Origin of the sequence: Delftia sp. RIT313 (assembly GCF_000632165.1) — a bacterium.
Lineage (GTDB): Bacteria > Pseudomonadota > Gammaproteobacteria > Burkholderiales > Burkholderiaceae_C > Comamonas > Comamonas acidovorans.
This window is the reverse complement of sequence record NZ_JFYT01000082.1, coordinates 1-15,646: the sequence shown is the minus strand read 5'-3', so window position 1 is coordinate 15,646 and position 15,646 is coordinate 1. Positions and strand designations below refer to the sequence as shown.

Genomic DNA, 15,646 nt, shown 5'->3' with positions numbered 1-15,646 from the left:
CGCGAAGGCGTAGTTGAAGGGCGTGCCCACGGCCAGGCTGCCGGGGTTGGCCTTGGTGACTGTCAGCGCTGGCGTACCCGGCGTGACCGGAGTCACCGGCGTGGAAGCGCAGTCTGTCGTGCAACCCGCCGTCGGATTGACCGGGCTGATGCCGCCCGACGGATCGTAGGAGGCCGTGTTCGTGCTCGAGCCCACCGCCGTCGGAACAGCTGGCAGGTTGAAGCTGGTGCTGCCACCGGCCGCCACTGCCGCAGTGAAGTTCACCGTACACGTCAGCACGGAGCTGCCGTTACCCGCAAACGGGAAGGTGTTGGGCGTGCAGGTCGCACTGGCCACGTTCGCACCGCTCGGCACGCCCGTGATGCTGATGCCTGCCGGCACCAGGTCCTTGATGGTCACGCTGGTGGCGGGACCGAAGGCACTGGCAGCGTTGGACACGGAGAACGCGTAGTTGAACGCAGTCCCCACGGCCAGACTGCCAGGGTTGGCCTTGGTGACCGTCAGCGCAGGCGTGCCAGGCGTGACTGGAGTCACCGGTGTGGAAGCGCAGTCTGTCGTGCAACCCGCCGTCGGATTGACCGGGCTGATGCCGCCCGATGGATCGTAGGAGGCCGTGTTCGTGCTCGAACCCACAGCCGTCGGAACAGCCGGCAGGTTGAAGCTGGTGTTGCCACCGGCCGCCACTGCCGCCGTGAAGTTCACCGTACACGTCAGCACGGAGCTGCCATTGCCCGCAAACGGGAAGGTATTGGGCGTGCAGGTCGCACTGGCCACGTTTGCACCAGTCGGCACGCCCGTGATGCTGATGCCTGCCGGCACCAGGTCCTTGATGGTCACGCTGGTGGCGGGACCAAAGGCACTGGCCGCATTCGCTACCGTGAAGGCGTAGTTGAACGGCGTGCCCACAGCCAGGCTGCCTGGGTTGGACTTGGTGACCGTCAACGCTGGCGTACCAGGCGTCACCGGCGTGGAAGGCGTCGATGCGCAATCCGTCGTACACCCCGCCGTCGGATTGACGGGGCTGATGCCGCCCGACGGATCGTAGGAAGCCGTGTTGGTGCTCGAACCCACAGCCGTCGGAACAGCCGGCAGATTGAAGCTGGTGTTGCCACCGGCCGCCACTGCCGCAGTGAAGTTCACCGTGCAAGTCAGCACGGAGCTGCCATTGCCCGCAAACGGGAAGGTATTGGGCGTGCAGGTCGCACTGGACACGTTCGCGCCAGTCGGCACGCCCGTGATGCTGATGCCTGCGGGCACCAGGTCCTTGATGGTCACGCTGGTGGCGGGACCGAAGGCACCGGCAGCGTTGGACACGGAGAACGCGTAGTTGAAGGGTGTCCCCACAGCCAGGCTACCCGGGTTGGCCTTGGTGACTGTCAACGCAGGCGTGCCTGGCGTGACGGGCGTTGAAGGCGTCGATGCGCAATCCGTCGTGCAACCCGCCGTCGGATTGACGGGGCTGATGCCGCCCGACGGATCGTAGGAAGCCGTGTTGGTGCTCGAGCCCACGGCCGTCGGAACAGCTGGCAGGTTGAAGCTGGTGTTGCCACCGGCCGCCACTGCCGCAGTGAAGTTCACGGTGCACGTCAGCACGGAGCTGCCGTTACCCACGAAGGGGAAGGTGTTGGGCGTGCAGGTCGCGCTGGCCACGTTTGCACCAGTCGGCACGCCCGTGATGCTGATGCCCGCAGGCACCAGGTCCTTGATGGTCACGCTGGTGGCGGGACCGAAGGCACTGCCGGCATTGGACACGGAGAACGCGTAGTTGAACGCAGTTCCCACAGCCAAGCTACCCGGGTTGGCCTTGGTGACCGTCAGCGCAGGAGTGCCAGGCGTGACCGGAGTCACCGGTGTGGAAGCGCAGTCTGTCGTGCAACCGGCTGTCGGATTGACCGGGCTGATGCCACCCGACGGATCGTAGGAGGCCGTATTCGTGCTCGAACCCACAGCCGTCGGCACAGCCGGCAGGTTGAAGCTGGTGTTGCCACCCGCTGCCACTGCCGCAGTGAAGTTCACCGTGCAAGACAGGATCGCCGTCCCATTGCCCACGAAGGGGAAGGTATTAGGCGTGCAGGTCGCGCTGGCCACGTTTGCGCCGGTCGGCACGCCCGTGATGCTGATGCCTGCCGGCACCAGGTCCTTGATGGTCACGCTGGTGGCGGGACCAAACGCTCCAGTCGCATTCGCTACCGTGAAGGCGTAGTTGAACGCAGTCCCCACAGCCAAGCTGCCAGGGTTGGCCTTGGTGACCGTCAACGCAGGCGTGCCCGGCGTGACTGGAGTCACCGGTGTGGAAGCGCAGTCTGTTGTGCAGCCGGCCGTCGGATTGACCGGGCTGATGCCGCCCGATGGATCGTAGGAGGCCGTGTTCGTGCTCGAACCCACAGCCGTCGGCACTGCCGGCAGGTTGAAGCTGGTGTTGCCACCCGCTGCCACTGCCGCCGTGAAGTTCACCGTACACGTCAGCACGGAGCTGCCATTGCCCGCAAACGGGAAGGTATTGGGAGTGCAGGTCGCACTGGCCACGTTTGCACCAGTCGGCACGCCCGTGATGCTGATGCCTGCCGGCACCAGGTCCTTGATGGTCACGCTGGTGGCGGGACCAAAGGCACTGGCCGCATTCGCTACCGTGAAGGCGTAGTTGAACGCAGTCCCCACAGCCAGGCTGCCGGGATTGGCCTTGGTGACCGTCAGCGCAGGAGTACCAGGGGTCACCGGCGTGGAAGGCGTGGAAGCGCAGTCTGTCGTACACCCTGCCGTCGGATTGACCGGGCTGATGCCGCCCGACGGATCGTAGGAAGCCGTGTTCGTGCTCGAACCCACCGCCGTCGGCACAGCCGGCAGGTTGAAGCTGGTGGTGCCACCTGCCGCCACTGCCGCAGTGAAGTTCACCGAACACGTCAGCACGGAACTGCCGTTACCCGCAAACGGGAAGGTGTTGGGCGTGCAGGTCGCACTGGCCACGTTCGCGCCGGTCGGCACTCCCGTGATGCTGATGCCCGCAGGCACCAGATCCTTGATAGTCACGCTGGTTGCGGGGCCGAAGGCACCGGCGGCGTTATTCACCGTGAAGGCGTAGTTGAAAGGCGTGCCCACCGCCAGGCTGCCTGGGTTGGCCTTGGTGACCGTCAGCGCAGGAGTACCAGGGGTCACCGGCGTGGAAGGCGTCGATGCGCAATCCGTCGTGCAACCGGCCGTCGGATTGACGGGGCTGATGCCACCCGACGGATCGTAGGAGGCCGTGTTCGTACTCGAGCCCACCGCCGTCGGAACAGCCGGCAGGTTGAAGCTGGTGCTGCCACCGGCTGCGACCGAGGTCGTGAAGTTCACCGTACACGTCAGGACGGCGCTGCCATTGCCCGCAAACGGGAAGGCGTTGGGTGTGCAGGTTGCACTGGCCACGTTTGCGCCGGTCGGCACGCCCGTGATGCTGATGCCTGCCGGCACCAGGTCCTTGATGGTCACGCTGTTGGCGGGACCAAAGGCACTGGCCGCATTCGCTACCGTGAAGGCGTAGTTGAACGCAGTCCCCACAGCCAAGCTGCCGGGGTTGGCCTTGCTGACCGTCAGCGTGGGCGAACCAGGGTTGACTGGGGTGGCGGGCGTCGACGAGCAGTCCGTCGTGCAACCTGCCGTCGGATTGACCGGGCTGGTACCACCGGACGGATCATAGGAAGCCGTGTTCGTGCTCGAGCCCACAGCCGTCGGCACAGCCGGCAGGTTGAAGCTGGTGTTGCCACCGGCTGCGACCGAGGTCGTGAAGTTCACCGTGCACGTCAGGACAGTGCTGCCATTGCCCGTAAACGGGAAGGTGTTGGGCTTGGGCGAGCAGTCCACACTGGCCACGTTCGCACCTGTCGGCGCACCCGTGATGCGGATACCTGCAGGCACCAGATCCTTGATGGTCACGCTGCTGGCAGGACCGAGGGCGCTCGCCGCATTCGCTACCGTAAAGGTGTAGTTGAAGGGCGAACCTACGGCCAGGCTGCCAGGGTTGGCCTTGGTGACACTGAGGTTCACCACGCTCACAAAATGAATTTGTGCGGCGCTTGGCGAATACGCGTTTGCTCCCACGGTGAACGTGCCACCCAGGGTTCCTGCAGGAATGCTGGTGGCGATGCTGTAGGTACCACTTGCTGTACTGGTGGCAGTGATCGAGCAGATGCCCAGAGTTGCGCCGCTTGTTCCAGTGGTGCAAGTGGCCGACGCACCTGCCGCACCACCGTTCAGCTTCACGCCGGCAGCACCGGCAAAGGTGACGACCTCGCCGCCCTTGGGATTGCCACCGGCATCGCGCACATACGCTTCCACCACATCGGTTGCCGTGCCATTTGCCGCCGCGTTGTCGCTCACGACACGCAGGCCCGAGTTGCTTGCCGAGGCATTGCCGGCGACAAAGGCCATCGATTGCGGGCTGTTGCCGATGGCAGCTGCACCCACCGTGGCGGCAGCCGAGTAAGTCGATGCGGTCACGCTGGTGAACGACACCGAGCAGGTCGCCGCCGCACCCGCAGTCGTGCAGCTGGCGGTGGCAGGTGCCGCTCCGGCGGGCGTCACGCTGAAGTTCACGGCAACGCCGATGACCGGATTGCCGAACGCATCCTTGGTGACCACGGAAACGACGTCCTGGCCGCCACCGGCTGCCTGGCTGTTCACATCGACCGACATGGTCGAATTGGCGGGATCGACGGCACCTGCCGTAAAGACATAGGCAGCCGTCGCACCGTACGTATTGCCACCGGCGCTGACGCCGCTGCCGCTCAATGCGCCGCTCGCGATGCTTGCGCCGGAAGTGTAGGAACCCGCGACGGTTGTCTTGGCGGTGACCTGGCAGGTACCGGCCGCATTGGTGGTGCAGGTACCGCTGAAGGTGATGTTTGCGGTGGGAGAGAACGTGACAACGCTTCCGGCCACCGGATTGCCGTTGACATCTCCCACAAACGCTTCAAGCACATCTGTCGCCGAGCCATTGGCCGTGACCGGACTGGTGACGGTACGCACCCCCGACCTGGCGGGGTCGGCGGCATTGGCCGTGAAGTTGATCACGGCCGGACTGCCGTTTGCCACGCTCTGGGTGGTGGTGCCGTTGTTGTCCGTGGCTGTGAAGCTCGCCGCACCCGCCACGGTGGATGTCACCGTGATGGAGCAGCGCGCTGGATTCGCATTGGCCGCAATCGTGCAGGAAGTTGCCGACGGCGTGCCGGCGCCGGTATGGACAAAGCCGATGGTGTGGGCGACCGTATCGACGGTTGCATTGCCATTGGCGTCCTGCAGTGCGACGGTCACCGTGCCGGTGCTCGTACCGTCGGCCATCACCGAGAGCGGTGTGGCACTGAGCAGATTGCCACTGGCTGTATTGCTGGGCGGCCCGGCAATGAAGTTGACCGATACCGGACTGCCATTGCTCACGGCCGTTCCGTTGTCCGTTGCCGTGAAACTTGCGGTGCCGACCGTGGCCGATTTCACCGTCACGGAGCAAGTGGCCGGATTGGCGTTGGCCGCGATCGTGCATGTGGGTGCGGCCGGCGTGGTCGTGCCCACGCCCGTTTTGGTGAAGACAATCGTGTGCGCCACCGTATCCGTGGCGGGATTGCCATTGGCATCGCGCAGGGTCACGCTGATCGAACTCGTGGCAGTGTTGTCTGCGACAACGCTGAGCGGACTGGCACTGATCAGGTTTCCATTCGCGCCATTGCTGGGCGAGCCGGCCGTGTAGTTCACCACAGCCGTAGCCGTGGCGGCCGAGCCATTGATGGTGAAACCAAAGGTGCCACTGCCGACTGCGGTAGGTGCCGTGACGGTTGCCGTGTACACCCCTGCGCTGCACGAACCCGCGCCGACCGCAGGCGAGCCCTGTGTTCCGCTGTTCAGCGTGAAGGCCACCGTATTGGCACAGGTCGCAATCGAATTGCCTGACGCATCCTTGAGCTGCGCCGTCAATGTGCTGGTTGCAGTGCCATTGGCAATGATCGAGGTCGGACTCGCAACGATGGTCGAGGCACTGGTACTTGGCGGACCCGCCGTGTAGCTCACTGAAGCTGTAGCAACTGCAGCTGAGCCGTTGATGGTGAATCCGAAGATCCCGCTGCCGACCGCCGTGGGCGATGTGACGGTGCCCGTATAGATGCCGGCGGTACACGAGGCCGCGCCCACACTCGGCGCTCCCTGCGTTCCGCCGTTCAGGGTGAATGCCACCGTGTTCGTGCAGGTGTTGATCGGATTGCTGCTGGCATCGACCAGTTGCACGCGCAGCACGCTGGTGGAGCTGCCGTTGGCCACGATCGATGCCGGTGTGGCGACTATCGTCGATGCACTCGTGCTCGGCGTTGCGGCCACATAGGAGACCGTTGCGGTGGCAACAGCCGCAGACCCGTTGATGGTGAACCCGAAGGTTCCGCTGCCGACCAGCACCGGCGATGTCACCGTCCCCGTATACATGCCGGCACTGCAGCCCGTGACGCTGACGGCAGGAACGCCTTGCGTCCCCGCATTGAGGGTGAAGGCCACCGTATCGGTACAGGTGGTGACAAGGTTGCCTAAAGCATCCTTCAACTGCACGGCCAAGGTGCTGGTGGAGACGCCGTTGGCCGCAATCGATGGCGGACTCGCGGCGATTTCAGACCCACTCGTGCTGGCCGGCAGCCCGGTGAAGCTGTAAGCAACCGGCGAAGGCTGATAGGTCACTGCGCCAGATACCGGACTTCCACCCAATGGAAGATTGGAGAACGTGGCACCTGCGACTGACGAAGACAAGGTCACGGGTGTCGTGAATGTTCCGGCGACACTGCTGCTGGCATTGATGGGAGACGCGCACTTTCCGCTGGAGTTGGTCGTGCAGCTGACTGCGGCGGAGCTGCCATTGAACGTGACACCTGCAGGCGGCGCTGCGAAGGTAACGGTGTCACTGCCCCCCGTCCAGGCATTGCCTTGGCCGTCAACAATGTAGACCTCCAGCAAGTCGCTGCTGCCGACAGGTTGATTGTTGGTCGTCGCCAGAACGCCGGATTTCAGGGCACAGGGAAAACCGGTGACGCTTGCCGCCGTTGAAAGCTGCGAGGTCTGGGCTCCACCGGAATTGCTGTCCGTCACTGTGACCCGCACCTGGCCGCTGAGATACGAAGGAACGGTCAGCGTTCCCGAGGCTCCGGCCATGGTTTCGGAGCCCAGATAGACCTGCGCATCGTTGACGCCCGCGCCGGTCGGCGACCAAAAGGCTTCCACCGTATACGGTGCCGGCTCGCTCGCATTGGCATTTGCCGTGATATTGAATGTCCAGGTGCAGGCGGCGGTGTCACTGGCGCCAACGCCAAGGGTGGGGGTCCATCCGGTTTGTCCATTGCCCGTCGTCAGCAAACTGATGCCTGAGTTTGCAGCCACAGGCACGGAAAACAGCGTGTTCTGAGAAATCTTGAAGAAATCACGCGTAGTGATACGAATGGCACTTCTCGACTGGCTTGTCATCTTGTTGTTGCCAATCAATCCTGGTGCCGTACCCGTACCACCGATATTCACCCCGTCCCCGCCGCCAGTGAAGTTGTTATCGGTCACCGTCACTACCTGCGTCGTGCCTGAGGCTGCCGTATTCACCGTTGGTGCCGACACATGCGTTGGCGATGACCCGGTATAGGCGGCGATAGGCAGCGAGAAGGTATTACCCGTCACGGCCAGACCAATTCCATTGGCCAGGCTGATCGTTCCATCAACCGACACCACGGCCCTGGGCGCATTTCCACCAGTCGGGCTCAGTGCGATATTCGAATTTTTGATCGTCAATCCGTTGACGGTCATGTTCGACATGACCTGGAAAAACTGCTCGAGCTGCATTCCCCCGATAGGGTTGGGCAGATTCGTTACCGTGAAATTATCGACAACGATGTTGGAAACCGTGCCTGCACCGTTGCTTGCGGCAACGGAAATAGCCGAGCCCTTGTTATTGCCGTAATTTCCATTCCATATCGCGGAGTTGATTGTGCTATTGGCAAAGAATACGTTTTGTGCGCCTTGATGAATCTCCGCGTACAGCTCGCAGTTGAACGGCGTCCCCTCTCCCGCAGGGGTTGGCGCCACATTCACCAGGCCGACGCGATCAATGGTGACATTGTTTGCTGAGGAGCCAACGACGAATACCGCTTCGCCACAGGTCATGTTGGGCGAATTGGTGAGAGTGATATTCTTCCCACCAAGATAAAAGGTTTCCCAGGCGGAGTCCGCCCAGTTCTGGACTTGTATGACTCCCCCGAAATCGATGGTCAATGAGCCCGTGCCGGCTGGCACGGTGCCTTTGAGCCAGTACCAGGCACCACCGGCACCAGTGGTGGTGCCCGTATCGCCGCCGCTGATCATCTGGGTTTGACCACAGGCATTGGTGGCTCCCGTCACGGCGCCGGACTGGGCTCCGCTGACGAATGTATTGGCACAGCGCACGTAAACCGTCTGATTGTCGACATACGGATGGAGGTTTCCGGCCGCATCCTTGGATGTCCCACTCTGTATGGTTCGTACCGACGTAGACAGTGTCGGCGCAAAGACGATGGAAACATCGGCACTCGGATCCAGCGTTTGCAGCGTGTAGTTGGCTGCCTGAATGGCAGCTCGCAGCGTACATGCGCCAGCAAAGGTGCCTCCCAGCGTGCTGACACAGGTGGTTGGTGTCGTTGCATTGGCATTGGGAGCGTCGCTGTTGTCGGTGACCGTGAAAACGATGGTCGCCGCGAGTGCCGTGGATGAAATACCGGCGCACGAAAGCAGCAGCAACGAGAACAAGTACCTCGCTGCACGCCATTTTCGTAAAAACACCGAACCAGGCAGGCGATCAAGAACGCGCATGATATTCCCCATTTTTTCAAGGAAATCAGACAGGAAAATATTTTCCCCAATGGCAATGGCCATCAGTTGTACCCAGCGCATTTGCATCGCCGCACCTCGGATAGTTCTATTTGAGTCAAGAACTCACAACTCACCTTGCAACCGGTGACATTGGAAGTAACAGGGTTTCGCGCAGATCCTGCGCGTCAATCAAAAAAGGTGGATTTCCATCAGCGCTTGCGCACTGCTCCATTGCCCATTGAGCCGGGCACAACTTCAGCCGGGTTTGCGATGCAAATCATTTTTTTCCTCCCTCAACGAACCATATTCACCGTGCTTGTATTTTTTCCAGTGGCGGGCCAGTTTCCATAGACCTTCACCTGTGCAACGGTAAGTCGCCTATCCGACAGATATACAACCCATGGTTACCCCATGGAGGTTCAATCGATCAGAACATGCGCTGTCAAACCACCACACATACCGATAGGCTAAATCATGTTTTTTTCTATTTCAATAGTTTTTTTACATGAAATCGAAGACTCGTGCCAGCGCTACGAGGGAGGCGCTTGAGCGATCTAGGGAATACCCTGAATCGGCCACACCACATACAGGTAGTAACTGGTGGTATCCCCAGTACGACTGGAACCGGCTGCGCAAGCCACATAGAATCGCCCCTGCAGGAGAGCAGGCGGGCACCACGGTGCCGAGCCTCACCGAAGGCGCAAACTCCCATACACGCTCAGGTTCCGTACTGCAAACACAACATGCCGTCTGGAGAGCCGCCGCACGCAATATGCGGCGCACCGAAGGAGCAAGCCCCGTTCCCATGGACGGCGGTGAATCTCTCAGGTACCAAGGACAGGGGGAGCGGCAGCTGCGTCACGACGGACGCCGGCTGCTTGCTATTGAATCCATAGCTACCAGCTTCCGCGTGACCGGCACATGCCTTTGAAAGGGCATTGTCATGCGCGTCATCGTTCTCGGAGCCGGCCTGATCGGCACCGCCTCGGCCTACTATCTGCAATCTCTCGGTCATGAAGTGACCGTCATCGACCGCCAGGCTGCGCCCGGCGCCGAAACCAGCTTTGCCAACGGCGGGCAGATCTCGGTCAGCCATGCCGAGCCCTGGGCCAACCCCGGCGCACCGCTGAAGTTGCTGGGCTGGCTGGGCCGTCAGGATGCCCCCCTGCTGTTCCGCCTGCGCGCCGACATGCGCCAGTGGCTCTGGGGCCTGTCCTTCCTGCGCAACTGCACGCCCGCGCGCACGCGCCACAACATCCAGCAGATCGTTCGCCTGGGCACCTACAGCCGAGAGGCTCTGCAGCAGCTGCGGTCGGACACCGGCATCCAGTACGAGCAGCGCATGCAGGGCATCCTGCACTTCTACACGAACGCCCGCGAGTTCGAGGGCGCGCTCAAGCCCACCGAGCAGATGCAGGCCCTGGGCTGCGACCGCCGCCTGATCGACGCCGACGAAGCCGTGCGCCTGGAGCCGGCCCTGGCCCATGTGCGCGGGCAGATAGCGGGCGCCACCTATACGGCCGAGGATGAATCGGGCGACGCCAACCTCTTCACGCGCGAGCTGGCACGCATTGCCACCACCACGGGCGTGCAGTTCCGCCACGGCCACCACGTCATGGCGCTGCGCACCACGGGTGCGGGCGCCAGCCGCCATATCGACCATGTGGAGGTGACCAATGCCGATGGCCGCTACGAACGCATCCAGGGCGACGCCTATGTGCTGGCCATGGGCTCGTTCAGCCCGCTGCTGGCCCAGCCGCTGGGGCTGCACCTGCCCATCTACCCGGCCAAGGGCTACTCCGTGACCCTGCCGGTGCTGGACCCCGCCAAGGCCTACCAGGTCAGCCTCACGGACGATGAGTTCAAGCTGGTGTTCTCGCGCTACACGGGCGCGCAGGGCGACCGCCTGCGCATTGCCGGCACGGCCGAGTTCAACGGCTACGACCGCAACCTGGACCCCGTGCGCTGCGAGGCCATCGTGCGGCGCGTGCAGCAGCTGTTCCCCGGCGCCGGCGATACCGGGCGCGCCCAGTTCTGGAGCGGCCTGCGCCCCGCCACACCCAGCAATGTGCCGCTGATCGGACGCTCGCCCATCGCCAACCTGTTCCTGAACACCGGCCACGGCACGCTGGGCTGGACCCATGCCTGCGGCTCCGGCATGGCGCTGGCCGACCTGGTCAGCGGCAGGCAGCCGGCCGTGGATTTCGATTTTCTGGGGGCCGCAGCCATGGACCCGGATCGCAGCGCAGGCACGGTGCGCCCGCGCGCGGTCTGAGGTTCAGACGGCGTGTACGGCGCCTAGGCAGTGAACACCGTCAACACCCCGGCGAAGCGGTGCAGGCGGGCGTCCATGATCTCGGCTTCGGCGACGAAGCCGATCAATGGCACATCGCCCAGTGCGTGGCGCAGGGTGCGCAGCTCGGCATCGGGGCCGCCGAACAGGCCGCCGCCGCGGCCCCGGCAACTGATGTAGATGGCGCCACGGATGCGGGGCTGTGCCTCGCCTTCGGGCGCCGCCTCCTCGGGCTCCGCCGCATCGCGCAGCGCAGCGCCCAGTTGCAGCAGTTCCTGGCGCGCGACCTGGGCCTGGCGGCGGCAGAAGATCACCGAATGCCCGGCCTCCACGGCCGATGACAGGGCCACGCCCTGGCGCAGCGGGTCCAGCCCGACCAGGGTCAGCACCTGGGCCTCTTCGGTGAGCACGCCGTGGGCCATGCCCCGGCCTGGCGGCGCAATGGCCGCCAGCGTGCTGCGCACCGTGGTCAGCGCGGGCTGCCAGTCGCTGCCTTCCAGCTCCACGCCCAGCAGTTGCAGCAGGCGCTGCAAGGCCGGATCGCCATTGAGCCCGGTGACCAGGGCGCCGCGCGCCTCGGTGATCTCCAGGCCCTCGCCCAGCGGCACGCAGCCCTGGGCCATGCCCGTGATGCAGGGCACGCCCGCACCGAAGGCCACGCCCGAGAAGCCTCCGCTGAAAATGCCGCGCGCATCCGCATGCTGCGCATGCAGGTCCTCGGTGCGGCAGGCGATCTGCACGCCCTCCACGCCATCGTCCCCGTCATCGCCCACGCCGCCGAACAGCAGGCCGGACTCGGTGCGCTCGGACAGCTCGTACAGCAACTCGGCCAGCTCGGGCTGGCCGCCTCCGGCATGGACCAGGGCCGAATGGGCCGTGAACCCGGCCTCGCCGCCCGGCGCATGCAAGGGCGCCAGGCCCGAATACAGGCGGTAGTGCGCGGCCGGCACATCGAGCAGCATCACCGCGAGCGCGGAGCCGGACAGGTATTCATGGGACATGGCCAGCACGCCACCGGCCGAGCAGCCAGCCCAGTCCGCCACATGGGGCAAGGCCCTGGCCAGATGCTGCAGCAGCGGCCTTGCATGGGCGGCATGCGCGTGGGACAGGTACACCAAGCCCAGTCGGGGCCGCTGCGCGTGGCCCGGATCGGCCATCTGCGAGCGCAGTTGCAGCAGCACCGCATCGGCCGCGGCGCGCCAGTCGGAATGGCTGGCATGGCCTACAGGAAACAACGACATTCCAACCTTCTTTCTAGCCCTGCCAGCGCCCGGCTTGCGGAGGGCTCTAGACCATCCATGGGAGCCGCCGTCCCGCTCAGCGCGGTGGCCGGCTCTTGGCCGGCGCCTTGCCTGCGGCCGGTGCCTTGGCTGTTGTCTTTGCAGTGGTCTTTGCCGCCGTCTTCCTGGCCGCTGCCTTGGCTGGCGCTTTGGCTGGAGCTTTCGGTGGAGCCTTGGCTGGCGATTTCGCAGCCGCCTTGCCAGCTCCGGCCGGGGCCTTGGCCGCCGGTGCAGCCGCCTTGCCTGCCTGCGCGGCGAAGGCGCCAGCCTGGGCCGTCATGCGGTCCATGGCGGCCTTGGCGATGTCGCCGGCCATGCCGGTGGCGCGCTGTGCGGCAGCCACGGCCTCGGGGGCCATGGGCTCGGCCATGGCCTTGGCGGCGATCTGCTGGAATTGCTGGGTCAGTGCGCCCCACCATTGCATGGCCTGGCCCATGGCGGCGGCCTGGGCCGGCTCGTCCTTGGGCGCAGAAGCCTCGGGGCCGGAGGCCTTGCTGCCGGCATCCGCGGATGCAGCGGCCGCAGGCGGCTCGGCAGGGGGCTGCGCGGGCGCGGCCTGCGGCTTTTCCTGCTTGCCGGCCTTGCCGGCGGAGGACATGGGCCAGTCCGAGTGGTCGGACTGCCCCGCGCTGGCGGCGCCTTTGCCCGCAGTGGCTGCAGCAGCGGTGGCGGCTGCAGCGGCGGGGAACTGGAAGGCCTGCGCCAGTTCACCCATGCTGACGTTCATGCCCTGCAGGGTGGACAGCGTCATGCGCTGCACTTCCAGGGCCTGGATGGTGGCGGCCAGCGCCTTGCCATTTTGATCCAGCCAGAACTGCACGGCCTTGAGTTCGGTGATGCGCTTGTCCACCTCCTCGATGCTCACCGTGGGCGCCACCCATTCGGGCAGGCGCCCCAGGGGCCGGGCCGTGGCCGATCCCGCGCTCTGGGCCAGGCCCTGCAGGAAGTCGAAACCGGGGATGAACTTGCCGAAACCGAAGGAGGACGCGTCACTCATGGCAGCACTCGCTAGGACTGGGTTGGAAGAGCATGCCGGCGAAGGATGCCGGCCATACCCCCAGCTTAACCCAGGCACACGCCAAGTCCACGGCAAGTCATGCGCATGCGGCTGCGCACAAACCCGGTGCAATGGCGCTGGCTCAGTGCGAATGGCCTGCGTGGCCGCCGCCGTGGCCCGCTGCCGGGGCAGCCGCCGCGCCGGGCGCCATGGCGCGCACGGGGACCTGCAGGCTCAGGCGCGAGGTTTCGCCCTTGGCATCCTTGAACACCAGGGTGATGGGCACCTGGCTGTCCTTGAGCAGCGGGCTCTTGAGCTGCTGCAGCATGACGTGGTAGCCGCCGGGCTTCAGGTCCACGGCCACGCCCTTGGGCAGGTCCAGGCCGTCGATGGCGCGCATGCGCATCACATCGCCTTCCATCTTCATTTCATGCACCTCGGCCACGCCGGCGGCGGGCGACTCCACACCCACCAGGCGCAGCGGCTCCTCGGCCGTCAGGCGCATGAAGGCGCCCGTGGCCTGCTGGCCCGGCACGCTGGCACGCGCCCAGGCGGCGTCGGCCTTGACGTGGGCCGCATCGGCATGGGCATGGGCCAGGCCCATGGACAGGGAGGCGGCGATCAGGAAAGGGGTGGTCCATTGACGCAGTGTCATCACGGTTTCTCCAGAAAATTCAATACGTTGCAGCACGGTCTGTGTGCCTTGCAAAAAACAAAAGCCAAGCGAAAGAGGCAGGGATTGAAATGGGGAGTCACCGGGGCGGGGCGCGGGCCTGCGGCAAGGCCGGCATGGCCACGCTGTGGACGGAGGCCGGGTGCGCCCGTGGCGGCGCATCTGCCATCAGCGGTGCCGGGGCCGCACTGCACCGGGCGGGCGGCGGCGCCAGCGGGGGCAGGCACAGCGGGCAGTCGATGCCGTGGCTTCCGGCAAGGGCATTGTCCTGACCGGCCGGCGATGGCACCCAGACCGATTCGCCAGCGGCCGAGCACAGGCGCTCCCAGCCCGAGGCACGCGCCAGCGGCGCAAACGCCGATGCCAGCGCCACGCACAGCCACAGCCCCAGCACCCAGCGGGCGCAGGCAGCCAAGGTGGAGGGCAGGCGAAGCGGCATGGCGCCATTCTAGGGGTCTGCCCCAGTCGTCATCTCCGGGACCGCGCCATGCCCTGCCCGCCCCTACCATCACAGGCGCGCACCCTCGCCTTCACCACAAACAACCTAAGGAGACACCCATGCTCACCCTGTGCGGATTCGCGGCCAGCAACTACTACAACAAGGTCAAGCTGGCTCTGCTGGAAAAGCAGCTGCCCTTCAACGAGGAACTGGACTGGCTGGGCGAGACCGATATGGCACTGTCGCCGCTGGGCAAGGTGCCGTACCTGCGCATCGACGACGGCCGTGGCCTGTGCGAGTCGGCCGCCATGGTCGAGTACGTGGAGACGCTGTCGCCCTCCCCTTCCCTGCTGCCGGCCGACGCCTTCGAGGCCGCCAAGGTGCGCGAGCTGTGCTTGTACCTGGACCTGCACCTGGAGCTGGTGGCGCGCATCCTCTACCCGCAGGCCTTCTTCGGCGGCCAGGTCAGCGACTCCACCCGGGAGCGCACGCTGGCCCAGCTCGACAAGAACGTGGCGGCCTTCGCCAAACTCGCGCGTTTCTCACCCTTTGTGGCGGGCGACAGCTTCACGCTGGCCGACTGCTGCGCCATCGTCCACCTGCCCCTGGTCAGCGCGGCCAGCAAGATCGTTGGCGGGCGCGACGTGCTGGCCGACCTGCCTGTGCGCGAGTACCTGGCGCGCATGGCCGAGCGGCCCACGGTGCAGCAGGTCAATGCCGACCGCAAGACCAATACGGCGCTGATGATGTCCCGCTACGCCAGCGACAAGACTCCGGCCTGAGCCGCCGCCCTGCCCGCCTCAGTCCTGCAGCCAGCGCAGCAGCCCGCTGGCGCGCTGCGTGGGGCTGCCAACGGCCGAGGCCAGCAGGCCCGGCACCTCGGAGAACAGCGAGAAGGCCTGACGGGCGCGCGTGATGCCGGTGTAGACCAGCTCGCGCCCCAGCACGCTGCCGCCGCGCGAGGGCAGAACCAGGGCCGTGTGCTCGAACTCCGAGCCCTGGCTTTTGTGCACCGTCATGGCGAAGGCGGTTTCCACATGGGCCAGGCGGCTGACACCGACCGAGCGCAGCTCGTCACCCTGCAGGAAGTACACGCGCAGCGGCTGCCCGGGCCCACCCTGCGTGCCCCCCTGTGACC

At 65.1% G+C, this 15,646-nt stretch carries 8 protein-coding genes and 1 riboswitch; of the genes, 2 read left to right on the top strand and 6 right to left on the bottom strand.

Translation table 11 applies throughout. From position 1 onward, the window contains the following. On the bottom strand, window positions 1-8,913 hold an 8,913-nt coding region (locus tag BW39_RS24655), incomplete at its 3' end, for an invasin domain 3-containing protein (RefSeq protein ID WP_052155422.1). Between the two features lie 653 nt (window positions 8,914-9,566). Then, window positions 9,567-9,677: riboswitch (glycine riboswitch) on the top strand. A gap of 92 nt (window positions 9,678-9,769) precedes the next feature. Between BW39_RS24655 and BW39_RS24650 the strand changes: the two genes are divergently transcribed. Next, entirely contained in the window at window positions 9,770-11,101 is a 1,332-nt protein-coding gene (locus BW39_RS24650) for a D-amino acid dehydrogenase (protein WP_012202460.1), read from the top strand. A 23-nt stretch (window positions 11,102-11,124) separates the two neighbouring features. Here BW39_RS24650 and BW39_RS24645 read toward each other — a convergent pair whose 3' ends face one another. The 4 genes from BW39_RS24645 to BW39_RS24630 form a co-directional block, all read right to left on the bottom strand. After that, a complete protein-coding gene (locus tag BW39_RS24645) occupies window positions 11,125-12,360 on the bottom strand; it encodes an FIST signal transduction protein (RefSeq protein WP_034397936.1) in 1,236 nt (411 codons plus the stop codon). Between the two features lie 76 nt (window positions 12,361-12,436). Continuing rightward, a complete protein-coding gene (locus BW39_RS24640; RefSeq protein ID WP_043824768.1) occupies window positions 12,437-13,396 on the bottom strand; it encodes a PhaM family polyhydroxyalkanoate granule multifunctional regulatory protein in 960 nt (319 codons plus the stop codon). A gap of 142 nt (window positions 13,397-13,538) precedes the next feature. Next, window positions 13,539-14,051, bottom strand: coding sequence for a copper chaperone PCu(A)C (locus BW39_RS24635; RefSeq protein ID WP_013800288.1), 513 nt, complete (start codon window positions 14,049-14,051; stop codon window positions 13,539-13,541). A gap of 97 nt (window positions 14,052-14,148) precedes the next feature. Beyond that, window positions 14,149-14,508 (bottom strand): hypothetical protein, encoded by a 360-nt coding sequence (locus tag BW39_RS24630; protein WP_012202456.1) that lies wholly within the window; start codon window positions 14,506-14,508, stop codon window positions 14,149-14,151. Between the two features lie 119 nt (window positions 14,509-14,627). Between BW39_RS24630 and BW39_RS24625 the strand changes: the two genes are divergently transcribed. Then, complete coding sequence (locus tag BW39_RS24625; protein ID WP_043824767.1) at window positions 14,628-15,290, top strand: glutathione S-transferase family protein; 663 nt, start codon at window positions 14,628-14,630, stop codon at window positions 15,288-15,290. A gap of 18 nt (window positions 15,291-15,308) precedes the next feature. Here the strand turns inward: BW39_RS24625 and BW39_RS24620 are convergent. Beyond that, the coding region (locus BW39_RS24620; RefSeq protein ID WP_043824766.1) for an ATP-binding domain-containing protein at window positions 15,309-15,646 on the bottom strand (338 nt) is incomplete at its 5' end.